Origin of the sequence: Streptomyces sp. NPDC001401 (assembly GCF_042895385.1) — a bacterium.
GTDB lineage: Bacteria > Actinomycetota > Actinomycetes > Streptomycetales > Streptomycetaceae > Streptomyces.
On the sequence record NZ_JBIAWI010000005.1, the window covers coordinates 48,157 to 74,854 of the forward strand.

Consider the following 26,698-nt stretch of genomic DNA (forward strand, 5'->3'; position numbering starts at 1 on the left):
GCCGTGACGGTGGCGCGTTTCCGTTCCGTCGTGATCGACTGCCCGGACCCGCTCGCGCTCGCCGAGTTCTACGCGGCGGTCGTGGGCGGCACGCCCCATGTCCAGGAGGAGGACTGGGTGGTCCTGGAGGCGCCCGGGGTGCCGCGGCTGGCCTTCAACCTGGAGCCGGGGTTCCGGCCCCCGGCGTGGCCGCGGGAGGACGGCAACGCGCAGCAGTTCCACCTCGACCTCGACGCCGGGTCCACCTGGGAGGAGGTCGACGCGGCGGAGAAGAAGGTGCTGGAGCTGGGCGCCCGGCTGCTGCGGCGGGAGAAGGACCAGGTCGAGGAGGACTTCCGGGTGTTCGCCGATCCGGCGGGGCACCCGTTCTGCCTCTGCCGGATCGACCACCCGTAGCTCACCCGTCCAGGTCGGCGATCCTCGCCGTCGACGGCTCCCGGCGCTGCTGGAACGCGCGGGCCGTGAAGTCGGCCGTGCGCAGGACTCGTTGGACGTTGCCCCAGGTCAGCAGGGCGATGTCGGGCTCGGGCCAGCCGCGGTCCAGAAGTTCCGCGATGAGGTGCGGGTAGCAGGAGGCGTCGGCGAGGTCCTGGGGGTGGGCGGTGCCGGCGTCGTAGGTGCCGGACAGGCCGACGCACTCCGACCCCGCCACCTTGCGCACATGGTCGAGGTGGTCGGCGACGTCGTGGACGGACGGGCCCGCCTGTTCCGGCGCCAGCGGCACCATGCACAGGCCCTTGGCGGCGCCCAGCCCGGCGAGCAGGTCGTCGGGGAGGTTGGCCGGATGGGGGCACAGGGCGCGGGCGGCGGAGCGGGTGAACACCACCGGCGCCCTGGAGACCGCAAGGACGCGTCGGACGGTGTGCGCGGAGGCGCCGGAGAGGTCGGCGAGCACACCGAGCCGGTTCATCTCGCGCACGACCTCCTCGCCGAACCGGGTGAGCCCGGCCTCGCCCGCCCAGGACACGCCGGACAGGGTGAGGATGCGCAGGCCGAGGGTGTACAGGGCGCGCAGGATGCCGAGGGAGTCGCCGAGCGCGGCGGCTCCGGCGGGTCCGAGCAGCACTGCGATACGGCCGCAGTTGCAGGCGTCGGTCGCCTGCCCCGCGGTGCGGACGAGGCGCAGCCCGTCGGGGTGGGCCCGCATCACGGTGTTCACGAGGTCCAGCTGCTCCAGGGTCTCGACGACGGTCTGGTCCCCGGTGATGCCCTCCGGCAGGTGCAGCGAGCAGAACAGGATGCCGACGTGCCCCTCCCGCAGCCGCGGCACGTCCGTGTCGACGTCGCTCTCGCCGAGCTCCAGGTCGTACCAGGACAGATGTCTGAGGGCCCATGGGAGCCCGCTGTAGCCGTCGGCGACGGGATGGACGGCGAGGATGGCGTGGGCGCGCTCCAGGGGGGCGGCGCCTGGATCGGAGACGGGCTTGTAGGGCCCGGCCTGGACGGGGTCCGGCAAGCCGTCGAGCTCCCCGGTGCTGTGCAGTTCGTCGTCCTGGAGGTCTGCCATGACGGGCTCCGTACGTCGCGATCGTCCCGTGGGGATACGGTCACCGTCGCACGGAGCCGAGGGGGCTTCCTGGTGGATGGTGCGTTCGGGGGCCCGCCGGTTCAGCGACCCCCGGGCGGCAGCCGCCCGTTCAGCCGTCCAGTTCCTCGATGGTCGCGTTCGACGGCCCCCGCGTCACCTGCAGATCGCGTGCCACGTCCTCCGCCGCGCCCAGCACCCGTACCGAGTTCTGCCAGGTCAGCTTGGCCAGGTCGGGCTTCGACCAGCCTCGGTCCAGCAGCTCGGCGATCAGGTTCGGGTAGCCCGATACGTCGTTGAGACCGTCCGGGGTGAAGGCCGTGCCGTCGTAGTCGCCGCCGATGCCGAGGTGGTCGATGCCGGCGACCTCGCGCATGTGGTCCAGGTGGTCGGCGACCGTCGAGACCGTGGCGACCGGGCGCGGGTTGCGCTCCTCGAAGGCGCGGTGCACCTTCATCGCCTCGGGGGTCGTGTCGAGGTGGTGCAGTCCGTGGGCGCGCATGTTCTCGTCCGCGGCGAGGGTCCAGTCCACGGCCGCCTGGAGCACGAACTTCGGCACGAACGTCACCATCGCCACGCCGCCGTTGCCCGGCAGGCGTTCGAGGACGTCGTCCGGGATGTTGCGCGGGTGGTCGCAGACGGCCCGGGCGGAGGAGTGGGAGAAGATCACCGGCGCGGACGTGGCGTCCAGCGCGTCGCGCATCGTCGTCGCCGCCACGTGCGAGAGGTCGACCAGCATGCCGAGGCGGTTCATCTCCCGGACCACCTCGCGGCCGAAGGCCGACAGACCGCCGACGCCGGGCTCGTCGGTCGCCGAGTCCGCCCACGGGTTGTTGTCGTTGTGGGTGAGCGTCATGTAGCGGACGCCGAGCCCGTACAGCCCCCGCAGCGTGCCGAGGGAGCAGCCGATGGAGTGGCCGCCCTCCGCACCCATGAGGGAGGCGATACGGCCCTCACCGCGCGCCGTCTCCATTTCCGCCGCCGTCAGCGCGGGCGCCAGGTCCGCCGGGTAGCGCGCCAGCAACTGCCGTACGCAGTCGATCTGTTCGAGCGTGGCGGGCACCGCGTCCGGCAGGTCGGAGCGGACGTACACCGACCAGTACTGCGCACCGACGCCGCCCTCGCGCAGGCGCGGGATGTCGGTGTGCAGATGGGCGTTCTGGTGTACGGCGATGTCGCGGGCGTCGAGGTCGTAGCGGACCTGCTTGCGCAGGGCCCAGGGCAGGTCGTTGTGCCCGTCGACGACCGGGAACTCGCGCAGGAGTTCCCGGGCTTCCCCCAGGGAGGTCATCCGCGTCACTTCCCGAAGCCGAAGCCGTTGCCGCTGCCCTCGACCTTGGCGCGCAGGCGCTTGCCCTTCTCGGTGGCCTGGTCGTTCAGTTCCTGCTGGAACTCCCGCATGCGGCCGAGGAGTTCGTCGTCCTGGGTGGCCAGGATGCGGGCCGCGAGCAGGCCCGCGTTACGGGCGCCGGCGACGGAGACGGTGGCGACGGGCACACCGGCCGGCATCTGCACGATCGAGAGCAGGGAGTCCATGCCGTCCAGGTACTTCAGCGGCACCGGAACGCCGATGACCGGCAGCGGGGTCACGGAGGCCAGCATGCCCGGCAGGTGGGCCGCGCCGCCGGCGCCCGCGATGATCACCTTCAGGCCGCGCTCGGCGGCCTGCTCGCCGTACGCGATCATCTCGCGCGGCATGCGGTGCGCGGAGACGACGTCGACCTCGTAGTCGATCTCGAACTCGTCGAGGGCCTGGGCGGCGGCCTCCATGACGGGCCAGTCGGAGTCCGACCCCATGACGATGCCAACAACAGGGCTCATTCGGTGATCGTGCCTCTCAGGTAACCGGCTGCGTGACGTGCGCGCTCGAGGACGTCGTCCAGGTCCTCGCCGTAGGTGTTGACGTGGCCCACCTTGCGGCCGGGCTTCACGTCCTTGCCGTACATGTGGATCTTCAGCTGGGGGTCGCGGGCCATGCAGTGCAGATACGCCGAGTACATGTCCGGGTAGTCGCCGCCGAGGACGTTGACCATGACGGTCCACTTGGCGCGCGGACGCGGGTCGCCGAGCGGGAGATCCAGGACCGCGCGGACATGGTTGGCGAACTGCGAGGTTATGGCCCCGTCCTGGCTCCAGTGGCCGGAGTTGTGCGGGCGCATCGCGAGCTCGTTGACGAGGATGCGGCCGTCGCGGGTCTGGAACAGCTCGACGGCGAGATGGCCGACGACGTCCAGTTCCTTGGCGATGCGCAGCGCCATCTCCTCGGCCTGCAGGGCGAGGGTCTCCTCGAGGTCGGGCGCGGGCGCGATCACGGTGTCGCACACGCCGTTGACCTGCTGGGACTCGACGACCGGGTACGCGACCGCCTGGCCGTGCGGGGAGCGGACGACGTTCGCCGCCAGCTCCCGTACGTAGTCGACCTTCTCCTCGGCGAGGACCGGGACGCCCGCGCGGAACGGGTCCCCGGCCTCCGTCACGTCGTCGACGACCCACACGCCCTTGCCGTCGTAGCCGCCGCGGACGGTCTTGAGGACGACGGGGAAGCCGTCGCCCTCCGCCGCGAAGGCCGCCACATCGGCCGGGTCGCTCACGATCCGGTGCCGTGGGCACGGCACACCGATCGCGTCGAGCTTCGCGCGCATCACACCCTTGTCCTGGGCATGCACCAGCGCGTCGGGGCCCGGGCGCACGGGGATGCCGTCCGCCTCCAGCGCCCGTAGATGCTCGGTGGGTACGTGTTCGTGATCGAAGGTGATCACATCGCAGCCCCGCGCGAACTCGCGCAGCGTGTCCAGGTCGCGATAGTCGCCGATGACGACATCGCTGACGACCTGCGCCGCGGAATCCTGAGGGGTGTCACTGAGGAGCTTGAATCTGATGCCGAGCGGGATGCCTGCCTCGTGTGTCATACGAGCAAGCTGGCCTCCGCCGACCATGCCGACTACCGGGAACGTCACGCCCCTAGGGTATCGGCCGCGCCACACTGGCCGATTTCCGGCCGTTTCCGGGGTCTCTTACCCACGCCTTTCCGGGCTTTTCCGGTCCTCTTCCCGACCTCTATCCGACCTGTGAACACAACCACAGGCGTTTGAGAAGGGGGGTGGTTAGCATGGCTGGGTTGACGAAACCGATCGAACGGGGGCCTGCACGGCCATGGGACATGGTTCCGCCGGGCTGCGAAGGCTCGCACACGAGGTTGCCAAGTTCGGCGCTGTGGGCGCCGCGGGCACCATCGTGAATTTCGGGGTTTCCAACCTCCTCTGGCACCTCACGAGCCTGCAGGCCGTGCGCGCCAATGTGATCGCCACCGTCGTCGCGATCGCCTGCAACTACGTGGGCTTCCGCTACTTCACCTACCGGGACCGCGACAAGGGCGACCGGGCCAAGGAACTCACGCTGTTCCTCGCTTTCAGCGCGGTCGGCCTGGTGATCGAGAACGGCATCCTGTACGCGGCCATCTACGGCTTCGGCTGGGAGAGCTCGCTGGAGCGCAACATCTTCAAGGTCGTCGGCATCGGTATCGCCACGCTGTTCCGGTTCTGGTCGTACCGCACGTGGGTGTTCAAGGCACTGCCCGCCCACGAGGCCGTCACCAGCGCCGAATCGTTCCTGGAAGAGGCCGAGGCCGAGCACCCGAAGCCCAAGGCGCACGTGAGCTGAACCGCAGCCGGAGCGCCCTGAAGGGGCGCGGGGAACTGCGCGACCAGCCACGACGGCGCCGCAGACGATCGACGGCAAGTCGCGGCACTCACCGCGGAGCGAGCCCTCAGCGGACCATCGGCTCCTCGTCCTCCGCCGGAGGCCGCTTCAGCGGCGTACGCGACAGGAACAGGCCGAACACCGGCGGCTGGGTCTGCAGCATCTCCAGACGCCCGCCGTCCGCTTCCGCCAGATCCCGCGCCACCGCCAGCCCGATGCCCGTGGAGTTCCGTCCGCTGATCGTGCGCTCGAAGATCCGCGCACCGAGGTCGGCGGGCACGCCCGGCCCCTCGTCGGTGACCTCCACGACCGCCTGGTTGCCGGTCACCCGGGTACGCAGCGCCACCGTGCCCCCGCCGTGCATCAGCGAGTTCTCGATCAGCGCCGCCAGCACCTGCGCGACCGCGCCCGGCGTGCCGACCGCCTGCAGATGCCGTTTGCCGGAGCTCACGATCGCCCGCCCCGCCTGGCGGTAGGCGGGCCGCCACTCGGCGAGCTGCTGCTGGATGACCTCGTCGAGGTCGAAGGAGACGGCGCTGCCGGTGCGGGGGTCACGTGCGTTGGTCAGCAGCCGCTCCACCACGTCCGTCAGCCGCTCGACCTGGGCGAGCGCGACGTTGGCCTCTTCCTTCACCGTGTCCGGGTCGTCGGTGAGGGTGATCTCCTCGAGCCGCATCGACAGCGCGGTCAGCGGCGTACGCAGCTGGTGGGAGGCGTCGGCGGCCAGGCGCCGCTCGGCGGTGAGCATGCGGCCGATGCGCTCGGCGGAGGAGTCCAGCACATCCGCCACCCGGTCCAGCTCGGGAACGCCGTAGCGCTTGTGGCGGGGCCGCGGATCGCCGGAACCCAGCCGCTCGGCGGTCTCCGCGAGGTCGGTGAGCGGCGAGGCGAGCCGGTTGGCCTGCCGGATCGCCAGCAGTACGGCGGCCACCACGGCGAGCAGCGCGACCAGCCCGATGATCAGCAGCGTCCGGCCGACCTCCCGGCTCACGGTCGAACGCGGCTCCTCGACGACGACCCGCTCGCCCTCCTCGCCCGTGGCCCGCCCGCGGATGACCTCACCCTGGGGCTTGGTCCCGACCGCGATGGCCGGCTGCCCCGGGATCTGGATCACGGCGTACCGCTCCCCCGTGACCTGCCCCTTCAGCACCTCCGCGCTGACGGTGCCCGCCCCGATGAGCCGACTGTCCACAATGCTGGCCAGCCGCTGCGCCTCGGAGCTCACCCGTTCCTGAGCACTGTTGCTGATGGTCCGCGTCTCGACGATGACGAGAGACACACCGAAGACAGCGATGACCACGAGCACGACAGCAAGCGTGGACTGAATGAGACGACGACGCACGGGGCCCTCCGGGCAATGGTTCTACGACGACCAGTGTGCCTCGGGCGCCTGACCACACCGTCCAGGGGCAGCGCCCTGAAGGGGCGCGGGCCGCATCAATGTGCGGCTCCGCCGCGTGGGCGCGACCAGCCACAGACGACCGGCAGCCGCGCACTCTCACAAGCCCCCACTACGCAACGCGCGTAGCCGACTAGCTCTTCTCGAACCGGAAACCAACACCCCGCACGGTGGCGATGTACCGAGGGTTGGCCGCATCGTCGCCCAACTTCTTACGCAGCCACGAGATGTGCATGTCGAGGGTCTTCGTGGACGACCACCAGGTGGTGTCCCACACCTCGCGCATCAGCTGGTCCCGGGTGACCACCCGCCCCGCGTCCCGCACAAGCACCCGCAGCAGGTCGAACTCCTTGGCGGTGAGCTGGAGTTCCTCGTCGCCCATCCACGCACGGTGCGACTCGACATCGATCCGCACGCCGTGCGTGGCCGGCGGCTGCGCCGGCTCCGCGGCGCCGCGACGGAGCAGCGCCCGCACACGGGCGAGCAGTTCGGCAAGGCGGAACGGCTTGGTGACGTAGTCGTCGGCGCCGGCGTCGAGACCGACGACGGTGTCCACCTCGTCGGCACGCGCGGTCAGGATGAGGATCGGCACGGTGTGGCCTTCGGCGCGCAGCCGGCGGGCGACCTCGAGGCCGTCCATGCCGGGCAGACCGAGGTCCAGCACGACCAGGTCGATGCCGCCGGCGTTTCCGGCGTCGAGCGCGGTGGGTCCGTCCTCGCGCACCTCGACCTCGTAACCTTCCCGGCGCAGAGCGCGGGCCAGCGGCTCCGAGATGGACGCGTCGTCCTCGGCGAGCAGTACACGGGTCATGAGGTGATGGTAGTCCGCTCTTGACAGGTGCTGTGGTGTGATCGGCACCCGTGATTCTTACCTTTGGACGCTTGGAAGCGAACCTGTGTCTGTGCGGTGCGATCCCCGAAGAGACCTTGGAAAAGGTGTGTATGGTTCCACCTCCACCTGTGATCCGGGTCTCAAGTCCTTCCATATCCGGCAGTGTCCTGACGTATGGTGAAACAACGCCTCCAGCACTGCGGGGACCTTTGGCGACCACTTGACGCCGAAGGTCTCTTTTGTGTGCGGTAAACCCCCACCAGCACAGCAAGGAACGACCATGGCGTCCAGCCTGACGAAGGACTCGGTCCGCCCGGGCACCCCCGGTTCCGAGAAGACCTTCTTCGGCCACCCTCGCGGTCTGGCCACCCTCTTCATGACCGAGATGTGGGAGCGATTCAGCTTCTACGGCATGAGGGCCCTGCTCGTCCTGTACTTGGTCGCCCCGGCGTCCAAGGGCGGGCTCGCATTCGCAGCCGCCACCGGCGCGGCGGTCTACTCGGTGTACAACGCCACCGTCTACCTGCTGGCCATGCCCGGCGGCTGGATCGGTGACCGTCTCTGGGGTCCGCGCAAGACCGTGGCGGTCGCCGGCACGATCATCATGATCGGGCACTTCCTGCTCGCCGTACCGGTCAAGGCGTCCTTCTTCGTCGGCCTCGTCTTCATCGCCGTGGGCTCGGGTCTGCTGAAGGCCAACATCTCCACGATGGTCGGTCACCTCTACCCGGACCGCAACGACGCCCGCCGCGACGGCGCCTTCACCGTCTTCTACATGGGCATCAACCTGGGCGCCTTCGTCGCCCCGCTGCTCATCGGCTGGGTCGCCGACGCCACCAACTGGCACTTCGGCTTCGCGCTCGCGGGCGTGGGCATGGCGCTGGGCCTGACCCAGTACCTGCTCGGCACCCGCCACCTGAGCCCGATCAGCAACCAGGTGCCGCGGCCGGTGGACACCGCCGAGAAGGCCGCCCTGCTGAAGAAGGCGGGCCTGTGGGCCGCGGCCGCCGCGGTCTTCTACGGCATCGTGACCGCCACCGGCTCGTTCACCATCAACTGGGTCCTGTGGCCGCTGTCCCTGCTGGGTCTGGCGCTGCCCGCCTTCTTCTTCACCCGCATGCGCCGGGACAAGGAGCTGACGGCGGACGAGAAGTCCAAGATCTCGGGCTTCGTGTGGTTCTTCGTCGTCGCCGCGGTCTTCTGGATGATCTACGACCAGTCCGGTTCCACGCTGACGCTGTTCGCGAGCGACCACACCGCGAACAAGCTGTGGGGCTTCAGCTTCCCGGCCAGCTGGTTCCAGTCGCTGAACCCGCTCTTCGTCATCGCCCTCGCGCCCGTGGTCGCGGCCGTGTGGATCAAGCTGGGGCAGCGCAACCCGAGCACCACGGTGAAGTTCGCCCTCGGTCTGATCGGCATCGGTGTCTCCTTCGGCGTGATGATGCTGGCGATGGGCGCCTCCGGCGACGCCAAGGTCACCCCGCTGTGGCTGTGCTCCGTGTACCTGATCCAGACGGTGGCCGAGCTGTGCCTGTCCCCCGTCGGCCTGTCGGTCACCACCAAGCTGGCGCCGCAGAAGTACGCGAGCCAGATGATGGGTCTGTTCTTCCTCGCGGTCACCGCCGGCGACTGCCTGGCCGCGCTGACGCAGCTCGTCATCGGGGACGCGTTCCTGTCGACGACCTCGTTCGCCATCCAGGGCGCCATCGCGGCGCTCGGCGGTCTCGGCTTCGTCGCCTACCGCAAGAAGGTCATCAAGCTCATGGGTGACGTGCACTGATCCGAGGGCCTCGGCCCACACATGCGAGAGGGGCGGTCCGGGAAGACCCGGACCGCCCCTCTCGTGCGCTCAAGGGCTCTCCCGTGAACTTCTTACGCCGGTCAGCGCGTCCGCCGCCCCGGCATGAACGTGAACACCGCGCCGCCCAGCAGGATCGCCGTGCCCGCCACCAGGCCCAGGGCCTTCAGGGCGCCGTGGTCGCTCGAACCCGTTGCGGCCAGGCCGCCCGCGCCGCTGCTGCCGCCGGTCGAGGAGGAGCCGCCGGACGTCGACGAGCCGCCCGACGCCCCGCTCGCCTGCTGCGTCGTGTCCAGGGTCAGGGAGACCTCGGTCCTGTCGGGCTTGCACGTGGTCGTCGTGCCCAGGGCGTTGATGGTCAGGACGCCCGGGGAGAGGGTCGACTTTCCGTCCGCGCCCGGCTTGTAGGTGCCGGTGAGGTCGGGGATCTCTATCGGGTCGCCGGACTTGATGTCCTTGGAGTTCGTCGGGCCTTCGACGTGCACCGTGCCCTTGTCGGCGCCGCCCAGGACCACCTCCATCGACGGCTTGACCGAGCCCTTGGGGATGTCGGCCGGGCTGTCCATCACCGACTTCTTGAACTGCACGGTGAGGTCGAAACTGCCGCCGTCCTTCTTGGCGTTGATCTGGATGGGCGAGGTCGCCTTCTTCTCGCCGATGGGCGACTGGCAGGTGTACGGGATGTCGACTTCCTTGCCGGTGAAGTCGGTCTGGTCGCTTCCGGTGCCGTCACTCGCGGACGCGGAGGCCGACGCACTCGCCGTGTCGGAGGGCGAGGACGAGGGTGGCTGCGACGCCGAGTCCGTCGGGTCCGGTGTCGTAGTCGACGAGCTTCCGCCGCCCGGCGACACCTCGATCGTCGCCGCCTTCTGCACCGTCTCCGTCGGCGTGCACTTGGTGTCCGTCGACATGGCATTGACGGTGTACGCGTCCGGCGTCAGCGTCACCTCGCCCGGTGTCGTCAGCTTCAGGGTGCCCTTCATGTCGGACAGCACCATGGCGCCGCCCTTGGGGATGGCCGGGTTCTCCCGCGCCCCCTGCATCGCGATGGCGGCGGCCTGGGCGCCGGCCGCCTTCAGCACCCCGGAGGGCTGGACCGAGTTCGCGGGCAGGTCGATGATGTCCGGGTTCTTGGAGGCGGCCTGGACGAACTTCCATACGACGTCCACCGTGTCGCCCACCTTGGCCGTGGCCGGCGCGGTGATCTCGACCTTCGTCGTGCCGTCGACGGGGGTGATACCAGCGGGCGGCACGCAGTGCGTCGCGAACGACACCTCCGCGGCCTGCGCGGGCCCGGCGGCCAGGCCCAGCAGGACACCTGCCGAGCCCAGTACCAGCGCGGCGCCCGCCGCACCCGCTCTCCCGCTGCCGACCGGTGTGACTCTCCTGCGCTTTCTCACGGGGGTCCCTTCCTGGTGGGAGTCGTAGGACTCGTCGGGCTGTCGTCATGCGGTGCGGAGAGCCGACCGGCCGTGCCCGGATCGGAGTCCGGGGTGAACCACGGCAGGGTCGAAGTGGAGGCGGGCGCTTCTTCCGCCCGGGTGCTGAACTTCGGCATGCGCAGGGCGAGTTCGGGCAGGCGCAGCCCCCGGTGCCGGAGGCCGCCGGCGCGGCGCGGCCGTACCCGGTCCACGACCGCCATCCCGGCACGGAACACCGCGGCCGGCACGACCAGGCAGACCAGGAGCCAGAACAGGGTCACGCCCCAGGGGCGGCCCACGCCCCAGGTCTGCTCGGCGAGGACCTTCCCGTCGTACTTGAGGGAGACGGTGTAGTCGCCGTGCGCGCCCGCCGTGAGTTCGACGGGGAGCCTGAGCTGTGCCTTCTTGCCGGGTGCGATGGTGCCGCGCCACTGCTGGTCCTCCCACTGCGGGGCGAACACGCCGTGGGAGGTGCCGAGTTGGAAGACCGGGTTCTTGATCGCGGTGGTGCCGGCGTTGCCGACGGTGAAGACGAGGGTGCGCGAGGGCGGCGCGCCGAACCAGGTGAGCAGACCGCTCGATCCGTCGAGCCGGGTGTCCGTGAGGACCGACAGGCGCCCGCCGGACGGTTCGGCGGGGAGTGGCTCGACGGCGTGCCCGGCCACCTGGAAGACGGCGTCCGCCTGTGCCTTCGCGCCCTCGACGGTCGCCACGTGCACCACGCACGGGCAGGGCACCGGCGGTTCGGCGACCGGCAGTTTCTTGCTGAAGCGGCCCTTGGCATCGGTGGTGACGGCCCTTCCGTCCGCGTTGGCGCAGGAGTTGGTGCCGCCGATCACGCCCCGCGACGGCGTCGACTGTCCGCAGACCAGCACCATCAGCAGGGCGTGCGAACGCCAGCCGCTGCCGCTGACGGTGATCGAACCGCCCGTACCGGCCTGGGACTTGGAGAGCTTGACGGCCGGTCCGTCCGCCGAAGCCATGCCCGCCAGGGGCAGCAGGAGCAGCGCGAGCACCGCCGGCAACACCGTGATCCGCAGCTTGCCGTTCACGTCACCGCTCCCGTCAACTCGACTTCCGTACGCGGGGGTTCGAGCGCCTCGCCGTCGGTCGTACGGCGCCTGCGACGTCGTACGAGAAGCAGCGCACCCCCTGCCGCCACCGCACCCGCGGCCCCCGTCACCGCACCCCACGGCACGAACCGCGCCGATGCCCCGGCCGAGTCGTGCGCGCCGCCCGTCGCCGTCACGGTCAGCCGGACGTCGACCGAGTCCAGGGCGGGGTGGCCCGGCCAGGGTTCGGTGAGATGCAGGCGGCGGCCGGGGGCGAAGCGGATCGGCAGGGCGCGCGAAGGGCGGTCGAGGACCGGGCCGAAGACGCCGTCCGCATGTACGGCGAGGCTCGGTACAAGGGTGGTCGTACCACGGTTGACCAGGTCGTACGTGATGCGGTCGGCGTGTACGACGACGTGCTCGACGGTCAGCGCGGACAGTGCCGGTCCGCCCACCCGCAGACGGACCGGGACCGTGGCCCTGCGGCCGTCCTGGTCGCGGGCGACGATCTCGCCCGCGCGGTCGTCGCGCGCGCTCACCGTGAAGGGGACGTCGGCGCGGGTGCGGGCGGGCACCCGTACCCGGTCGGCGGCGAAGGTGACCGGGACGCCGGTGCCGCCCAGCCGTACCGTGACCGCCCGCCCGCTCCGGTTGACCACGGACACCGTGTCCTGCAGAACCGCCCCGGGCGCGCCCTCGGCGTAGATGGACGACCGTCCGCCGCCGGAGGGCGCGAGTGACCAGCCGTCGGCGGCCGAGGCCACCGGGGCAGCGGTCAGCACGAGCAGGAGGGACACGAACAGGACACGGGCGGCAGATGGCATCCAGCGGCTCCAGTGGTCGTGCGGCACAGGTATCGACGGTCGAGTGCAGCGCCCCTTAAGGGGCGCGGGCTGTATCGATTTGCGGCTCCGCCGCGTGGGCGCGACCAGCCACAACGGAGCCGCAGACAACCGACGGCCCATCGCGGCTCCACCCCGCGGAGCGCCTAGCGGCGAACCGCCTGATTCCGCCGAGTCAGCCACAGCGCGCCCGCCGCTCCGGCGAGGAGCACCGTGCCGCCGAGCGTGCCAAGGGCGATCGCCGAATCGTCGGGGCCGGTCTGCGGGAGGGAACCCCCCGAGTCCGCGCCGCTCTGGCTGTTGCCGGCGGAGCCACTCGCGGCCGTCACGTCGAGGGTGAGTGCCGGGCCCGGGTTGTTCGACGGCGTGCACGTGGTCGTCGTACCGAGCGCCTTGATGGTGAGGATGCCCGGCGTGAAGGTGACGCTGCCGGTCTTCCTCGGGGTGTACGTGCCCGTCAAGTCGTTGATTTTGATCGGGGTGTTGGCCGGAATCGCCGCCTGGTTGGCGGGGCCGGAGACGGACACGGTGCCGCTGTCGGCGCCGCCCAGCTTGATGGTGGCGCTCGGGTTCATCGCGCCCTTGCCCAGTTCGACCGGGCTGGAGGAGACGCCCTTCTGCCAGGACATGGTGAGCTTGTAGCCGCTGCCGCTCTTGACGCCCTTGATGTCGATGGGCGAGACGGCGCTCTTGTTCCCGATCGGCGTCTTGCACTGGTAGTTGACGTCGACGACCTTGGCCTCGGCTGCGGGGGCGGCGAGCAGCACCGCCGAGCCGGCCAGGGCCGCGGCGGACGCGAGCGCGGCGGTTCGATTCCGGTACGACACGGTTCCGCTCCCTCTTCGAGATCTTCGAGTCCCTCTGCAATTTCCTGACGGCACATCAGATTCGGCCGTCAAGGTACGCCCGGGGCCTTGAGGAGGGAAGAGAAGGTGCGCGCCGGAGTTGTGGGGATCCGGCGCGCACGGGAGGGGGTTGGAGTGGAGAGTGTGACCCGCGGTAACTCAGGGTCGGGCCATGCCCAACACCTCCGGCAGGCCGTACCGCCGCAGCACCTCCGGTACGGCCACCGTCCCGTCCGCCCGCTGATGCTGTTCCAGGAGCGCGGGCAACAGGCGGCTGGTGGCGAGGCCCGAGGCGTTGAGGGTGTGCACGAAGGCCGGTTTGCCGCCGCCCTGCGGGCGATAGCGGATGGCGCCGCGCCGGGCCTGGTAGTCGCGGGCGTTCGACACCGAGCTGACCTCGGCGTACCCGCCCAGGCTCGGCAGCCACACCTCGACGTCGTAGGTCTTGGCCTGGGCGGGGCTGGTGTCCTCGGCGGCGAGTTTGGTAACGCGGTAGTGCAGGCCGAGCCCGGCGACCAACTCCTCGGCGCGGGTGAGCAGTTCGAGCTGGGCGGCGTCCGAGTCCTCGGGGCGCGTGTACTGGAACAGCTCGACCTTGTTGAACTGGTGACCGCGCAGCGTGCCCCGCTCCGCGGTGCGGTAGCCGCCGCTCTCCTTGCGGTAACAGGGCGTGTAGGCGACGTACTTCAGCGGCAGCCCGCGCTCGTCGAGAGTCTCGCCGCGGTGCAGGTTGACCAGGGCGGTCTCGGCGGTGGGGAGGAGGAAGTGCTCGTCCACCCGGAAGACCTCGTCGGCGAACTTCGGGAACTGCCCTGCCGTATACCCGGCCTCGTACGTGAGCAGGTGCGGCGGCAGCACGAACTCGTAACCCGCGCGGCGGTGTGCGTCGAGGAAGTGGTTGAGCAGCGCCCACTCCAGGGCGGCTCCTTCGCCGCGGTAGATCCAGTAGCCGTTGCCGGCGAGGGCCGTGCCTCGCTTGTAGTCGATCAGGCCGAGCTCCTCGGCGAGCCGGACGTGGTCCTTGGCCGCGAAGCCGAAGGCGGGCGGGTCGCCGACCGTCCGTACGACCTGGTTGTTCTCCTTGCCGCCCGCGACGACGTCGTCGTCCGGGAGGTTGGGCAGGGCGTCGAGGAAGTCCTGGTGCTGCCGTGCGAGCCGGTCGAGCCCGGCCTCCGCCTCCGCCAGCCGGCCGGCCAGGGCCCTGGCCTCGGCCTGGAGCTCCTCGGCGGCCTCACCGGCCCCCCGTCGTACGGCGATGTCCGCCGAGATGCGCCGACGCTCGCCGCGCAGCCGCTCCACGGCCGTCCGGGCCTCGCGGAAGGCGGCGTCCAGGGCGAGGAAGGCCGGAATGTCGGCGTCCACGGCGCGCTTGCGCAGGGCGTCGCGGACCGTGTCGGGGTGCTGTCGGATGAGGGTGACGTCGAGCATGGTGCGCGCTCCGTCCGGTTCTGCCGGAGCGGCACGCGCCGCCCCGGGGGTGGTCCCTCGGGGCGTGGGCGAGAGGGTGCTCGCGGTGCCACCACGCCTTCACCGCCGTACGTACGCATCTCACGGCCGTACGACGGTCTCGTTCCGGCCTGATGACGGGGGCCGGCCGGCGGGGCATTTCCTCCCCGCACTCGGGAGTGGATTCGCCTCGGAACGCGAGGCCGCCCTCACAGCTGCGGGCAGCTCTCTCGGCTCGCGTGGACCTCGGCTACTTGGCTCCGTCAGCGCGTTGCAGACGAGCGTAGAGGGCGTGTCCGACCAGCGGAAACGAATTACGCCGGGGCGCCCAGCTCCGCCCACACGGTCTTGCCGGCCACTCCCGGCGTCCGTACGACGCCCCAGTCCAGACAGAGCCGCTGCACGATGAACATGCCGTGCCCGCCGGGGCGGCCCGCGCGGTGCGGGGTGCGGGGGGCCGGCTGGCCCGATCCCTTGTCCGAGACCTCGATGCGGATCACCTTGTTGTCGCAGGCGATCCACAGCTCGTCCGGGCCCTCGGCGTGCAGACAGGCGTTGGTGACCAGCTCGGAGACGACGAGCAGCACGTCCTCCGCGGCGGCCCGCTGGTCGGCGGTGGCGGCGGGCAGCCAGCCCCACGCGTACAGCGCCTGGCGGGCGAAGTCGCGAGCGAGCGGGACGACGCCGCTCTCGCCGTCGAAGTTCAGCCTGCGGACCTGGCCGCCGCCCCGGGACGACGCGGGCGCAGCCGACGACGGGGCCTCGTCGCCCTCGGACGCCCCGGTAGCGCCGCCGGGCTCCGGGCCGCGGTCGCCCGGCGAGTAAGGCCGGGTGGTGCTCATCAGCGCTTCACCTCACCGATTCACCAGTTCAAGATTCAAGAGTCAGTACGTACATCGACGGTGGATCCGTCGCTGTGCCGTCGACAAGTTGCTGCCGACATGTTCAGGATGTGCCTGCCGACAGGATGTCTTCTGCCCGACCGAACCGGCAGAACACCCCCGTATTCGGCCCGGAGCGCGTGACGCCCGGAAAGTGCCGGTCACACAGGGGTGAGTGGGACAGGACACAGGCTCGGGAGCGACGGCCGGGCTCAGCCGGACTCAGCCGGTTTCATCGGCCAGGGCCGCTTCGAGCGTGTCATGGACGGTGAAGACCGCTTCCGCCCCGGTGATCTCGAAGACGCGCGCCACCACGGGCTGCATCCCCGCGAGATGCACCCCGCCCCCCGCGGCCTCCGCCTTCAGGCGCGCGCCGAGCAGCACATTGAGTCCGGTGGAGTCGCAGAACTCCAGCCGTGAGCAGTCCACCACCAGCCGGCTGAATCCCTTGGCGAGGCATTCCTCGAGTGGCTCACGCAACAGATCGGCGGTGTGGTGATCCAACTCACCCACCGGGGTCACGACGGCGCTGGAGCCCTCTTCCCTGACCTCCACCAGTAGCCGGCCAGACTGTGCGCTGCCGACCGTCCCGCGGTCCATGCCGTCTTTCTCCCGACGTCGTGGCTGCTGACTCACGCCCTCGAACACTACGCCTTCCTCACACTCTCCGACACCCGAACAACCGCCCACAAACGGACATATCACCACAGAACGCACTTGCGGTGGGCGCGGTAAAGCGGGTAGGGCTAGTAGGGATACGTAACCGACACGGCCGGCTTTGGAGGCGCCGCACACTGCACGTGCACGCGCTGGCTTCGGCAGCCATACATATGCCGAGAACGATGGAGGACATCATGTCACCCCGGCTCGACGCATCGCATACCCAGGAGGCGACGTCGGCATCCCCTCCGGAACATCTGGATCCCATCGAGACAATCGAGAGCAGCGACCCAGAGGCGCTCGCCGGACTCACCGGGCTGGCAGGCCTTCCGGAGATCCCCCCGTACGACGAAGTGGGACCGGTGGACGCGCGAGCGCTCTCCAAGACCCTCTTCGAGCGCCTTGAGTCCCTCGAGGAAGGCACGCACGAATACTCGTACGTCCGTAACACCCTCGTCGAACTCAACCTCGCGCTGGTCAAGTTCGCCGCCTCCCGCTTTCGCTCCCGCAGCGAGCCGATGGAGGACATCATCCAGGTCGGCACGATCGGCCTGATCAAGGCGATCGACCGGTTCGAGCTGGCCCGGGGCGTCGAGTTCCCCACGTTCGCGATGCCGACCATCGTCGGCGAGATCAAGCGCTTCTTCCGCGACACCTCGTGGTCCGTGCGCGTACCGCGCAGGCTGCAGGAGCTCCGGCTCGACCTGGCCAAGGCCGGCGACGAGCTGGCCCAGAAGCTCGACCGGGCGCCGACGGTGGCGGAGCTCGCAGAGCGCCTGGAGCTGACGAAGGACGAGGTCGTCGAGGGCATGGCGGCGTCGAACGCCTACACCGCCTCCTCGCTGGACGCCCAGCCCGAGGAGGACGACGCCGAGGGCGCCCTGGCGGACCGGATCGGGTACGAGGACCACGGACTCGAAGGCATCGAGTACGTCGAGTCGTTGAAACCGCTGATCGCCGAACTCCCGCCCCGGGACCGGAAGATCCTCTCCCTGCGCTTCGTCGCGGGCCTGACCCAGTCGGAGATAGGCGAAGAGCTCGGCATCTCGCAGATGCATGTGTCGCGGCTGCTGTCGCGGACGCTGGTGCGGCTGCGCAAGGGGCTGACACTCGAGGAGTGACGCCTCTTCCGGTCTCCCGGTGAGTGTTTCTGAGCGTTTCTGAGCGCGGTGTGCCCGGCTGCCTGCCGGGCACACCGCGCTCCGGCTTTCCCTGGGTTACCCACAGAAACTCTTTCCCCAGAGGTTTACATCCATCACTATGGGCCCCCATACCCGCCGGTACGGCAGAGCTCCGGGCGGGCCGCAAGGGTGCAAGGAGGCGGGTGGCGATGGCTCGGGCCGACCGGACCGGAAGCGGGATCCCCGAGACAGGCGGCGGGATTCACGTGAACACGTCCGACGGACGCCTCGTGGAACTGCTGCGCACCAGCACCGCCACCGCCTACCCGGCCCTGCAGGAGGTCCGCACCCGCCACCAGCCCGCGGTCCTCTCCTACGCCCGCCTGTGCACGGCGAGCGAGTCCGCCGCCGGGCAACTGGCCACGCAGGCCTTCAGCCTGGCGGCCCGTCAGACCGCACGCGGTGCCGAGCCGCTCGTCCCGCTACGGCTGCAGCTCCTGCTGCTGACGGGCCGGTTGGCGGCATCCTGGGCTGCCGACGAACGGGCGGGCGGCCTCGACCCCGGCCTGCTGCTCGTCCTGAGCACGGCGGCCTCCGACGGCCCCACCCCACCCATGCTGGCCGCCTTCCAGTCCCTCCCGTCCCGGGCACAGGGCCTGCTCTGGTACGGCGTCGTGGAGCGCGAAGCGGAGGAGCGGACGGCCGTCCTGCTGGGCCTGACCCGCGAGGACGTCGCCCACGAGACCGCCTTCGCCCTCCAGACCATGGGCCAGGCCTGTCTGCGCACCCGTCTGGCCGCCTCCGACGACCCCCGCTGCGGCAACTTCAGCCGGCTCATCGAGGAGTCGGTACGGCCCGACAACCCTCGCAGCAGCAGCGATCTACGCGCGCATATGGTGCACTGCGCCCACTGCACGGCGGCCTACGAGGAGCTGTCCGCCCTCCGCGACGCCCCGCGCACCGCACTCGCCGAGGGCCTGCTGCCATGGGCGGGCACGGCATACGCCACGCGCGACGCGGCCTCCCCGCACCCCAAGGCCCGTACACGCGCCTCCGCACGCCCCAAGACCCTTGCGATCCCGGCGACTTGGCCGCTCTCCCGCCGCGTCCTGTTGACCTCGGTGGCCCTCGGGGTGGCCCTGACACCCCTGCTGGTGTTCCTGCTGTCGCAGGGCGGTTCGTCGCCTTCGCCGTCGCAGCAGGAGGCGGGCGCGGTCAGTACGCCGCCGACGCCGACGCTGTCGGCCATCCCATTGCCGTCGGCGACGAACAGGTCACCATCCCCGTCCCCGACTCCCACCCCGACTCGGACGCATCCGAAAAGCCCCTCTCCTTCGAAGTCGGCTTCCAAGTCGGCACGGCCGTCGCCCAAGCCCTCCCCCACGCACGCCCCGAACGGCACCTACGCCCAGGTGGTCAACGTGAGTTCGGGCCTGTGCCTGGACGTCCGCGACGGCGACTTCGAGAAGGGCACGGACGTCATCACAGCCCCCTGCTCCTCGTCCCGCACACAGCGCTGGCGGGTCGACTCCGCGCGCGGGGTCGTGCAGTCGTATGCCGACCCGGACTTCTGCCTGGACAGCCGGGGCGATGTGGACAGGGGCGTGGGCATCTGGGAGTGCAGCTCGGTGTACAGCGGCAACGGCCAGAACCTCAGGTTCACGGTGGATGCCGACGGGGTGATCCGCCCGGCGATCGCCATCGAGACCGCGCTGACGCCGTACGGCGGCGACGGTCTGTCGCTGCGGCCGTTGAGCGGGGGCGCCGAGCAGCGGTGGCGGGCAGGGGCTTCCTGATCAGGCTTCCTGCACGCCTCGCCGCCACACCCCGGTGACCAGCGGCACACCCGGCCGATAGGCGAGGTGTACGTGGCTCGGGGCGTCGAGGGCGATGAGGTCCGCGTATGCGCCGGGGCTCAGGCGGCCGATGTCGTCCCGGCGCAGGGCCCGGGCGCCGCCCGCCGTCGCCGACCACACCGCCTCGTCCGGGGTCATCCCCATGTCCCGTACCGCGAGGGCGATGCAGAAGGGGACGGAGGAGGTGAAGGACGAGCCCGGGTTGCAGTCGGTGGAGAGGGCGACCGTGGCGCCTGCGTCGAGGAGACGGCGGGCGTTCGGCCACTGTGCGCGGGTGGAGAACTCGGCGCCGGGGAGGAGGGTGGCGACCGTACCGCTGTTGGCGAGCGCGTCGACGTCCGCGTCCGTGAGGTGGGTGCAGTGGTCGGCGCTCGCTGCGTCGAGCTCGACCGCCAGCTGCACGCCGGGGCCGTAGGAGAGCTGGTTGGCGTGGATGCGGGGGTGCAGGCCCCTGGCCTTGCCTGCGGTGAGGATCGCGCGGGCCTGGTCGCCGTCGAAGGCGCCCTTCTCGCAGAAGACGTCGATCCAACGGGCGTACGGCGCACAGGCGTCGAGCATCTCGCCGGTGACCAGGGCGACGTAGCCGGCGGGGTCGTCGGCGTAGTCGGGGGACACGATGTGGGCGCCGAGGTAGGTGACCTCGTCGGTGTGCGCGGCGGCGATGCGCAGGGCGCGGGACTCGTCCTCGGTGGTCAGGCCGTAGCCGGACTTCGTCTCGAAGGTCGTCGTGCCCTGGCGGAGCGCCTCGGCGAGGTAGCGGGTGAGGTTGGCCTCGAGTTCGGCGTCCGTGGCCGCGCGGGTCGCCGCCACCGTCGTACGGATGCCGCCCGCGCTGTACGACCGCCCGGACATCCGGGCGTTGAACTCCTGCGTCCGGTCGCCCGCGAAGACCAGGTGGGAGTGCGAGTCCACGAAGCCGGGGAGGACCGCGCGGCCACCGGCGTCGACCCGGTTGTCAGTGGCGGGTGCTTTGCTTGATTCACCGGTCCACGCGACACGGTCGCCGTCGATGACGAGCGCCGCGTCCTGGATCAGGCCGAGGGGGGAGCCGTCACCGAGGGAGGGGTCGTTGGTGACCAGCGTGGCGATGTTGGTGATGACGGTGCTGCTCATCGTCGTGTCCTCGTGGGGGCGTCGGGCGGCTGGTTGGACGGGTTCGACGGTCTTTACGAGCGCAGGTCCTCGACGGCCTGCGCGAGGGCCTGCGGCACATCCGGTACGAGCGCATGCGCGCCGTCACGTACGACGTGCCGACCGCCCACGATCGTGTGCCGTACGTCCGCCGCGGTCGCGGCGAATACGGCGGTCTCGGCGCCGAGCCTGGGCAGCGGGCCTGCCGTCCTGACGGAGTCGAGCGCGATCGTCGTGAGGTCGGCGAGAGCGCCTTGCTCGATCGTGCCCGCCTCGTCCCAGCCGAGGGCCGCGTGACCGTCTGCGGAGGCGGCGCGCAGCAGGGCGGCGGCGGTCCAGTGGCCGCGGGTGCGGGTGCGCAGGCGCTCGTTCAGCTCCATCGCGCGTGCCTCTTCGAGCAGGTCGATGACGGCGTGGCTGTCGGAGCCGAGGGAGAGCGGGGAGCCCTCGTTCTGCAGGGCGACGGCCGGCCCGATGCCGTCCGCGAGGTCCCGCTCGGTCGTCGGGCACATGCAGGTGCCGGTGCCGGAACCGCCGATGAGGGAGATGTCCTCGGCGGTGAGGTGGGTGTTGTGGACGCCGGTGGTGCGCGGGCCGAGCACCCCGTGCAGGGCGAGGAGCTGCGTCGGGGTGCACCCGTGGACATCCAGGCACGCCTCGTTCTCGGCGGTCTGCTCCGACAGGTGCACATGGAGCGGGGCCCGCCGCTCCTCGGCCCACCGCGCCACGGTCGCCAACTGGTCGGCGGGCACGGCCCGTACGGAATGAATCGCCGCACCGATCCGCGCGTGATCCCGTTCCTTGAGAACTGAACAGCGTTCGGCCCAGGCCTCCGCGCTGCCGTCGGAGAAGCGCAGCTGGTGGGTGTTGGGCGGCTCGCCACCGGGCCTGTTCGAGATGCCGGAGGAGAGGTAGACGGTATCGAGGAGGGTGATGCGGATGCCGGCGTCGGCGGCGGCCGCGATGAGGGCCTCGCCCATGGCGTTGGGGTCGGCGTAGCGGGTGCCGCCGGGCGCGTGGTGGACGTAGTGGAACTCGCCGACGGAGGTGACGCCTGCCAGTGCCATCTCGGCGTACACGGCGCGGGCGAGTGCGTGGTACGTCTCCGGGGTCAGTTTGTCGGCGAACGAGTACATGACCTCGCGCCAGGTCCAGAAGGTGCCGGAACCGACCTGGACGGTGCCGCGCAGGGCGCGGTGGAAGGCGTGCGAGTGGGCGTTCGCCAGCCCCGGGAGCGTCAGTCCGCGCAGGATCTCGGCGCCGGGGGGCGGGGTGGGCACGTCCGTGCGGACGGCGGTGATGCGGCCGTCCGCAACCTCGACGGCCACCCCTGGCTCGACATGGGTGTCGAGCCAGGCGTGCTCCAGCCAGTACGTCCGCGTGTGGGAGTGCGTCACCTGCAGGCCAGCCCTTCCAGTACGTCGGCGAGTGCGAGCACCCCGGCCACGCAGTCGTCCTCGTCGGCGAACTCGGCCGGGGAGTGCGAGACACCCGTGGGGTTGCGCACGAACAGCATGGCGGTCGGGATGCTCCCGGAGAGGATTCCGGCGTCGTGTCCGGCACCGGTACCCAGGACGGGGACCGTGATGTCGGTGTGCTTGCCGAGGATATGGGCGAGTTCGTCACGCAGCGCGTGGTCGAACTCGACGACGGGCGTGAAGGACTCACGGACGACGTCCAGGTCGATGCCGTGTGCCTCGGCGTACTCACGGGCGGCCTTCTCGATGCCGCTGACGACGGTGTCGAGAGTGGTCTGGTCCTCGGCGCGGGAGTCGAGCCAGCCGCGCACGAGCGACGGGATGGCGTTGACGCCGTTCGGCTCGACGGCGATCTTGCCGAAGGTGGCGACGGCACCGGCGAGTTCGGCCTCCCGGCGGGCGGCGAGCACGGTCTCGGCGTACGACAGCATGGGGTCGCGCCGGTCGACGAGACGGGTCGTGCCCGCGTGGTTGGCCTCCCCGCGGAAGTCGAAGCGCCAGCGCCCGTGCGGCCAGATGGCACTGGCGATGCCGACGCGGTCGCCGGACAGGTCCAGCGCCCGCCCCTGCTCGACGTGCAGCTCGACGAAGGCACCGATACGGGCGAGGCGCTCCGGGTCCGCCCCGATGGCCTCGGGGTCGTATCCGGCGGCCTCCATGGCCTTGGGCAGCGTGATGCCGTCCCCGTCGGTCAGTTTGTGCGCCTGCTCGACGGTGAGCTGCCCGGCGGTGAGCCGGGACCCCACACAGGCGAGCCCGAACCGGGCGCCCTCCTCGTCACCGAAGTTGACGATGGCGAGCGGCTTGCTGAACTGCGCGTTCCTGCCGCGGAGTTCATCGAGCGCGGCGAAGGAGGACACGACGCCGAGGGGGCCGTCGAAGGCACCCCCGTCGGGCACGGAGTCGAGATGCGACCCCGTGACGACGGCGTCCCCGGCGCCCGGATCCCCGAGCCAGGCCCACTGGTTCCCGTTCCGGTCGACCTCGTAGCCCAGCCCGCGCCCCTCGGCCTGCTCCTTGAACCAGGCCCGGCATTCGCTATCGGCCCCGGTCCAGGCGAACCGACGGTAGCCATGGGAGTCGCGGTGCCGCCCGACGGGAAGCAGCTCACGCCACATGGAGTGGAACGAACTGCCACCAACAGCCTGCGAAACACCACCCCGCCCAGGCTGCGAGGCGCCACCCCGACCGGCCTGTACGGCGTCAGCCCGTCCAGGCTGCGAGGCGCCACTCCGACCAGGCTGCGAGGCGCCAGCCCGACCAAGCTGTGCGGCGTCAGCCCCACCAAGCTGCGAGACATCAGCCCGACCAGGCTGTGCGGCGTCAGCCCCACCAGGCTGTGCGGCGTCAGGCCGTCCAGGCTGTGGGCAGTCGTTCCGCAGGGCGGAACGGGTGGGCACAGCCGAACCCGCAGCCGGCGACGAGACCTCAGCCCCGACCGGACGGTTGCCGCCCCGCTCATCTCCCGGAAGGGTCACGCGTCGTCACCCTCGCGCATAGGAACCCGCACACCCCGCTCACCGGCAACCGACTCCGCGATGTCGTACCCGGCATCCACATGCCGGATGACGCCCATACCGGGGTCGTTGGTGAGGACGCGCCGGATCTTCTCGCCGGCGAGCTTCGTGCCGTCGGCAACAGAAACCTGCCCCGCGTGAATGGACCGCCCCATACCCACGCCACCACCATGGTGAATGGAAACCCACGACGCACCGGAAGCCACGTTGACCATGGCATTCAGCAGCGGCCAGTCCGCGATCGCGTCCGAGCCGTCGAGCATGGCCTCGGTCTCGCGGTAGGGCGAGGCGACGGAGCCGCAGTCGAGGTGGTCGCGCCCGATGGCCAGCGGCGCCGCAAGCTCACCGGAGGCCACCATGTCGTTGAACCGCTCGCCGGCCTTGTCCCGCTCGCCGTAGCCGAGCCAGCAGATACGCGCGGGCAGACCCTGGAAGTGGACCCGCTCCCCTGCCATCTTGATCCAGCGGGCGAGGGACTCGTTCTCCGGGAAGAGATCCAGGATCGCCTTGTCGGTCTTCGCGATGTCGGACGCCTCACCCGACAGGGCAGCCCAGCGGAAGGGGCCCTTGCCCTCGCAGAACAGCGGCCGGATGTACGCGGGCACAAAGCCCGGGAAGGCGAACGCCCGCTCGTACCCGGCGAGTTGGGCCTCGCCGCGGATCGAGTTGCCGTAGTCGAAGACCTCCGCACCGGCGTCCATGAAGCCGACCATCGCCTCGACGTGCTTGGCCATGGACTCCCGGGCACGGGTGGTGAAGCCGGCCGGGTCCTTGGCGGCGGCGTCCGCCATGTCGTCGAAGTCGACACCCAGCGGCAGGTACGACAGCGGGTCGTGCGCGGAGGTCTGGTCGGTGACGATGTCGACGGGGGCGCCCTCGGCGAGCATGCGCGGCAGCAGCTCCGCGGCGTTGCCCAGCAGGCCGATGGAGAGCGGGCGGCGCGCGTCGCGGGCCTCGACCGCGAGCTGGAGGGCGTGCTCCAGGCTGTCGGCCTTGACGTCCAGGTACCGGTGCTCGATGCGGCGCTCGATGGCACGCGGGTCGCAGTCGATACAGATGGCGACGCCGTCGTTCATGGTCACGGCGAGGGGCTGGGCGCCGCCCATGCCGCCGAGGCCGGCGGTGAGGGTGATGGTCCCGGCGAGGGTGCCGTTGAACTTCTTCGCGGCGACGGCGGCGAAGGTCTCGTAGGTGCCCTGGAGGATGCCCTGGGTGCCGATGTAGATCCAGGAGCCGGCGGTCATCTGGCCGTACATGGTCAGGCCGAGGGCCTCCAGGCGGCGGAACTCCTCCCAGTTGGCCCAGTCGCCGACCAGGTTGGAGTTGGCGATGAGGACGCGCGGGGCCCACTCGTGGGTCTGCATGACGCCGACCGGGCGGCCGGACTGGACGAGCATGGTCTCGTCCTGCTTCAGCCCCTTCAGCGTCCGCACCATCGCGTCGAAGGAGCGCCAGTCGCGGGCCGCCTTGCCCGTGCCGCCGTAGACGACGAGCTTGTCGGGGTGCTCGGCGACCTCCGGGTCGAGGTTGTTCTGCAGCATCCGCAGGGCGGCTTCCTGCTGCCATCCCAGGGCACTCAGTTCCGTACCGCGCGGCGCTCGTACGGGGCGGGGTCCTGACATGGTCTGCCTCCTAGCGGATTGTTGCTGCCGTTATTCACATCCTGACGTCCTGAATAGAACTAGTCAATACATCCGTGGGCCAGCGTGGGCCCGCCGCAGATGTTTGGCTGGATGTACAGGCGCGGACGGCGAGGAACGGGGGATGTGGTGGACGGCAGGTACGGGGACGAGGACGGGGCCGAGCGGGCGGCCCGGCGTGACGACGCGGTGCGGGCCGCCGTGGAACAGGGGCTGCTGGGGCCCGGCACCCCCATCGTGGGGCTGCTCGACGTCACCGGCATCCGGGAGACGGCGGCCGAGCTGCGGGCGGCGTTCGACACGGTCACGGCGCCCGGGACGCCCGTGCTGCACGCCTTCGCGGTGAAGGCGACGCCGCTGGTGCCGGTGCTGCGCCTGCTGCGCACGGAGGGGATCGGCGCGGAGGTCGCAAGCCCGGGCGAGCTGGCACTGGCGCGGGCCGCGGGGGTGCCGCCGAACCGTACGGTCCTGGACTCGCCCGCGAAGACGCCGGCCGAGCTGCGCGAGGCGCTGGCGCTGGGGATCGCCGTCAACGCGGACAATCCGCAGGAGCTCGAGCGTATCGACGGCCTGATGCGGTCGGCGACCAGCCGTTCGCCGCTCGGGATCCGGGTGAACCCGCAGGTCGGTGGGGGTTCCATCGAGGCGACGTCGACCGCGACGGCGACCTCGAAGTTCGGGGTGGCGCTGCGGGACGAGGGGGCGCGCGAGTGGGTCGTGGGGGCGTACGCGGACCGACCGTGGCTGACGCGGCTGCATGCGCACACCGGGTCCCAGGGCATTCCGCTCTCGCTGATGGTGCAGGGCGTGGCCGAGACGTACGCGCTCGCCGAGGAGATCAACCGGCGGCTCGGGCGCCCGCAGATCGACACGCTCGACATCGGCGGCGGGCTGCCGGTGAACTTCGGCTCGGACGGGACGACACCGACGTACGCGCAGTACGCGCGGCTGCTGAGCGAGGCGGTGCCGGGGCTGTTCGGCGGGCGGTACGGGCTGGTCACCGAGTTCGGGCGGTCGCTGCTGGCCAAGCACGGCACGGTGGTGGCCCGGGTGGAGTACGCCAAGAGCGCGGGCGGGCGGCCGGTCGCGGTGACGCACGCGGGCGTGCAGGTGGCCACGCGGACGGTGTACGTGCCGGAGGCCTGGCCGCTGCGGATCGCCGCGTACGACGAGAAGGGGCGCCCCAAGGAGGGGCCGGCCGTCGTGCAGGACGTCGCCGGGCCGGCCTGCTTCGCCGGTGATCTGCTCGCCGAGGGGCGTGCGCTGCCGCTGCTGGAGCAGGGGGACTACGCGGCGGCGCTGGACACGGGTGCGTACTATTTCGCGCACCACTACGCCTACAACTCCCTTGCCCGGCCCGGGATCTACGGCTTCGCCCCGGACGGCGCCGGTGGCGTCGCCTTCGCCACGGTCCGCGAGTCGCAGAGTCTGGACGAGATCGTGGCCGAGTCGGGAGGGGCGCACGCGGCCTCGCTCACCACCCTCCGGGCGCCCGACAGCCGTTGACGCACCCCGGTGGCTCTGCTGCTCAACTGGCGTGAAACCAAGGCAAGTC

The 26,698-nt window shown here is 70.8% G+C and carries 23 protein-coding genes; 6 read left to right on the forward strand and 17 right to left on the reverse strand.

The window, feature by feature from the left end:
• The first annotated feature begins 3 nt into the window (after window positions 1-3).
• Window positions 4-396, forward strand: coding sequence for a VOC family protein (locus tag ACFY10_RS18650; protein WP_390666229.1), 393 nt, complete (start codon window positions 4-6; stop codon window positions 394-396).
• Between the two features lies 1 nt (window position 397).
• On the opposite strand, the gene ACFY10_RS18655 is transcribed toward ACFY10_RS18650, so the two are convergent.
• The 4 genes from ACFY10_RS18655 to ACFY10_RS18670 all read right to left on the reverse strand — a co-directional run bounded on the left by ACFY10_RS18655 (window position 398) and on the right by ACFY10_RS18670 (window position 4,482).
• On the reverse strand, window positions 398-1,507 hold the full coding sequence (locus tag ACFY10_RS18655; RefSeq protein WP_390666230.1) for a dipeptidase: 1,110 nt from the start codon (window positions 1,505-1,507) through the stop codon (window positions 398-400).
• A gap of 130 nt (window positions 1,508-1,637) precedes the next feature.
• Complete coding sequence (locus ACFY10_RS18660; RefSeq protein ID WP_390666231.1) at window positions 1,638-2,816, reverse strand: dipeptidase; 1,179 nt, start codon at window positions 2,814-2,816, stop codon at window positions 1,638-1,640.
• 5 nt (window positions 2,817-2,821) lie between these two features.
• Complete coding sequence (purE, locus tag ACFY10_RS18665) at window positions 2,822-3,346, reverse strand: 5-(carboxyamino)imidazole ribonucleotide mutase (RefSeq protein WP_390666232.1); 525 nt, start codon at window positions 3,344-3,346, stop codon at window positions 2,822-2,824.
• Complete coding sequence (locus ACFY10_RS18670) at window positions 3,343-4,482, reverse strand: 5-(carboxyamino)imidazole ribonucleotide synthase (protein ID WP_390666233.1); 1,140 nt, start codon at window positions 4,480-4,482, stop codon at window positions 3,343-3,345. The genes purE and ACFY10_RS18670 overlap by 4 nt, the downstream gene beginning before the upstream one ends.
• A gap of 196 nt (window positions 4,483-4,678) precedes the next feature.
• On the opposite strand from ACFY10_RS18670, the gene ACFY10_RS18675 reads away from it, so the two are divergent.
• The gene (locus tag ACFY10_RS18675; RefSeq protein WP_390666234.1) at window positions 4,679-5,185 is read left to right on the forward strand and encodes a GtrA family protein; all 507 of its coding nucleotides are present in this window, start codon (window positions 4,679-4,681) and stop codon (window positions 5,183-5,185) included.
• A gap of 106 nt (window positions 5,186-5,291) precedes the next feature.
• Here ACFY10_RS18675 and ACFY10_RS18680 read toward each other — a convergent pair whose 3' ends face one another.
• Both ACFY10_RS18680 and ACFY10_RS18685 read right to left on the reverse strand, forming a co-directional pair.
• On the reverse strand, window positions 5,292-6,566 hold the full coding sequence (locus tag ACFY10_RS18680) for an ATP-binding protein (RefSeq protein ID WP_390666235.1): 1,275 nt from the start codon (window positions 6,564-6,566) through the stop codon (window positions 5,292-5,294).
• A 190-nt stretch (window positions 6,567-6,756) separates the two neighbouring features.
• Window positions 6,757-7,434: a response regulator transcription factor gene (locus ACFY10_RS18685; protein WP_030941720.1), complete on the reverse strand. Its 678-nt coding sequence runs from the start codon at window positions 7,432-7,434 to the stop codon at window positions 6,757-6,759.
• Between the two features lie 301 nt (window positions 7,435-7,735).
• Between ACFY10_RS18685 and ACFY10_RS18690 the strand changes: the two genes are divergently transcribed.
• On the forward strand, window positions 7,736-9,235 hold the full coding sequence (locus ACFY10_RS18690; protein ID WP_390666236.1) for a peptide MFS transporter: 1,500 nt from the start codon (window positions 7,736-7,738) through the stop codon (window positions 9,233-9,235).
• 101 nt (window positions 9,236-9,336) lie between these two features.
• Here ACFY10_RS18690 and ACFY10_RS18695 read toward each other — a convergent pair whose 3' ends face one another.
• The 7 genes from ACFY10_RS18695 to ACFY10_RS18725 form a co-directional block, all read right to left on the reverse strand.
• On the reverse strand, window positions 9,337-10,653 hold the full coding sequence (locus tag ACFY10_RS18695) for a hypothetical protein (RefSeq protein WP_390666237.1): 1,317 nt from the start codon (window positions 10,651-10,653) through the stop codon (window positions 9,337-9,339).
• Window positions 10,650-11,726, reverse strand: coding sequence for a hypothetical protein (locus ACFY10_RS18700; RefSeq protein WP_390666238.1), 1,077 nt, complete (start codon window positions 11,724-11,726; stop codon window positions 10,650-10,652). Before ACFY10_RS18700 ends, ACFY10_RS18695 begins: the two co-directional genes overlap by 4 nt.
• On the reverse strand, window positions 11,723-12,550 hold the full coding sequence (locus ACFY10_RS18705) for a hypothetical protein (protein WP_390666239.1): 828 nt from the start codon (window positions 12,548-12,550) through the stop codon (window positions 11,723-11,725). The genes ACFY10_RS18700 and ACFY10_RS18705 overlap by 4 nt, the downstream gene beginning before the upstream one ends.
• A gap of 164 nt (window positions 12,551-12,714) precedes the next feature.
• Window positions 12,715-13,395: an LPXTG cell wall anchor domain-containing protein gene (locus tag ACFY10_RS18710; RefSeq protein WP_390666240.1), complete on the reverse strand. Its 681-nt coding sequence runs from the start codon at window positions 13,393-13,395 to the stop codon at window positions 12,715-12,717.
• 177 nt (window positions 13,396-13,572) lie between these two features.
• Window positions 13,573-14,841, reverse strand: a complete 1,269-nt coding sequence (gene serS / locus ACFY10_RS18715) for a serine--tRNA ligase (protein WP_390666241.1) — start codon at window positions 14,839-14,841, stop codon at window positions 13,573-13,575.
• Window positions 14,842-15,173: 332 nt separating this feature from the next.
• Window positions 15,174-15,701 (reverse strand): ATP-binding protein, encoded by a 528-nt coding sequence (locus ACFY10_RS18720; protein ID WP_390666242.1) that lies wholly within the window; start codon window positions 15,699-15,701, stop codon window positions 15,174-15,176.
• A gap of 261 nt (window positions 15,702-15,962) precedes the next feature.
• Entirely contained in the window at window positions 15,963-16,340 is a 378-nt protein-coding gene (locus ACFY10_RS18725) for an STAS domain-containing protein (protein ID WP_390666728.1), read from the reverse strand.
• 242 nt (window positions 16,341-16,582) lie between these two features.
• Here ACFY10_RS18725 and ACFY10_RS18730 point away from each other — a divergent pair, with 242 nt between their 5' ends.
• Complete coding sequence (locus ACFY10_RS18730) at window positions 16,583-17,521, forward strand: RNA polymerase sigma factor SigF (RefSeq protein WP_390666243.1); 939 nt, start codon at window positions 16,583-16,585, stop codon at window positions 17,519-17,521.
• A 209-nt stretch (window positions 17,522-17,730) separates the two neighbouring features.
• A complete protein-coding gene (locus ACFY10_RS18735; RefSeq protein WP_390666244.1) occupies window positions 17,731-19,317 on the forward strand; it encodes a ricin-type beta-trefoil lectin domain protein in 1,587 nt (528 codons plus the stop codon).
• On the opposite strand, the gene hutI is transcribed toward ACFY10_RS18735, so the two are convergent.
• The 4 genes from hutI to hutU all read right to left on the reverse strand — a co-directional run bounded on the left by hutI (window position 19,318) and on the right by hutU (window position 25,125).
• On the reverse strand, window positions 19,318-20,490 hold the full coding sequence (gene hutI / locus ACFY10_RS18740) for an imidazolonepropionase (RefSeq protein ID WP_390666245.1): 1,173 nt from the start codon (window positions 20,488-20,490) through the stop codon (window positions 19,318-19,320). It abuts the gene before it with no gap.
• Window positions 20,491-20,543: 53 nt separating this feature from the next.
• Entirely contained in the window at window positions 20,544-21,905 is a 1,362-nt protein-coding gene (locus ACFY10_RS18745; protein ID WP_390666246.1) for a formimidoylglutamate deiminase, read from the reverse strand.
• Entirely contained in the window at window positions 21,902-23,104 is a 1,203-nt protein-coding gene (locus ACFY10_RS18750; protein WP_390666247.1) for an allantoate amidohydrolase, read from the reverse strand. The genes ACFY10_RS18745 and ACFY10_RS18750 overlap by 4 nt, the downstream gene beginning before the upstream one ends.
• Before the next feature lie 356 nt (window positions 23,105-23,460).
• Entirely contained in the window at window positions 23,461-25,125 is a 1,665-nt protein-coding gene (gene hutU, locus ACFY10_RS18755; protein WP_390666248.1) for a urocanate hydratase, read from the reverse strand.
• 99 nt (window positions 25,126-25,224) lie between these two features.
• Between hutU and ACFY10_RS18760 the strand changes: the two genes are divergently transcribed.
• Window positions 25,225-26,649, forward strand: a complete 1,425-nt coding sequence (locus ACFY10_RS18760; protein ID WP_390666249.1) for a diaminopimelate decarboxylase — start codon at window positions 25,225-25,227, stop codon at window positions 26,647-26,649.
• Window positions 26,650-26,698: the final 49 nt, after the last annotated feature.

What these genes read in the sequence shown, in the direction of transcription:
- ACFY10_RS18725 (WP_390666728.1), bottom strand. Translation starts at nt 16,340, where the DNA reads ATGGACCGCGGGACGGTCGGCAGCGCACAGTCTGGCCGGCTACTGGTG.
- purE (WP_390666232.1), bottom strand. Translation starts at nt 3,346, where the DNA reads ATGAGCCCTGTTGTTGGCATCGTCATGGGGTCGGACTCCGACTGGCCC.
- serS (WP_390666241.1), bottom strand. Translation starts at nt 14,841, where the DNA reads ATGCTCGACGTCACCCTCATCCGACAGCACCCCGACACGGTCCGCGAC.
- ACFY10_RS18750 (WP_390666247.1), bottom strand. Translation starts at nt 23,104, where the DNA reads ATGTGGCGTGAGCTGCTTCCCGTCGGGCGGCACCGCGACTCCCATGGC.
- hutI (WP_390666245.1), bottom strand. Translation starts at nt 20,490, where the DNA reads ATGAGCAGCACCGTCATCACCAACATCGCCACGCTGGTCACCAACGAC.
- ACFY10_RS18655 (WP_390666230.1), bottom strand. Translation starts at nt 1,507, where the DNA reads ATGGCAGACCTCCAGGACGACGAACTGCACAGCACCGGGGAGCTCGAC.
- ACFY10_RS18660 (WP_390666231.1), bottom strand. Translation starts at nt 2,816, where the DNA reads ATGACCTCCCTGGGGGAAGCCCGGGAACTCCTGCGCGAGTTCCCGGTC.
- ACFY10_RS18720 (WP_390666242.1), bottom strand. Translation starts at nt 15,701, where the DNA reads ATGAGCACCACCCGGCCTTACTCGCCGGGCGACCGCGGCCCGGAGCCC.
- ACFY10_RS18730 (WP_390666243.1), top strand. Translation starts at nt 16,583, where the DNA reads ATGGAGGACATCATGTCACCCCGGCTCGACGCATCGCATACCCAGGAG.
- hutU (WP_390666248.1), bottom strand. Translation starts at nt 25,125, where the DNA reads ATGTCAGGACCCCGCCCCGTACGAGCGCCGCGCGGTACGGAACTGAGT.
- ACFY10_RS18705 (WP_390666239.1), bottom strand. Translation starts at nt 12,550, where the DNA reads ATGCCATCTGCCGCCCGTGTCCTGTTCGTGTCCCTCCTGCTCGTGCTG.
- ACFY10_RS18675 (WP_390666234.1), top strand. Translation starts at nt 4,679, where the DNA reads ATGGGACATGGTTCCGCCGGGCTGCGAAGGCTCGCACACGAGGTTGCC.
- ACFY10_RS18735 (WP_390666244.1), top strand. Translation starts at nt 17,731, where the DNA reads ATGGCTCGGGCCGACCGGACCGGAAGCGGGATCCCCGAGACAGGCGGC.
- ACFY10_RS18690 (WP_390666236.1), top strand. Translation starts at nt 7,736, where the DNA reads ATGGCGTCCAGCCTGACGAAGGACTCGGTCCGCCCGGGCACCCCCGGT.
- ACFY10_RS18760 (WP_390666249.1), top strand. Translation starts at nt 25,225, where the DNA reads ATGTTTGGCTGGATGTACAGGCGCGGACGGCGAGGAACGGGGGATGTG.
- ACFY10_RS18685 (WP_030941720.1), bottom strand. Translation starts at nt 7,434, where the DNA reads ATGACCCGTGTACTGCTCGCCGAGGACGACGCGTCCATCTCGGAGCCG.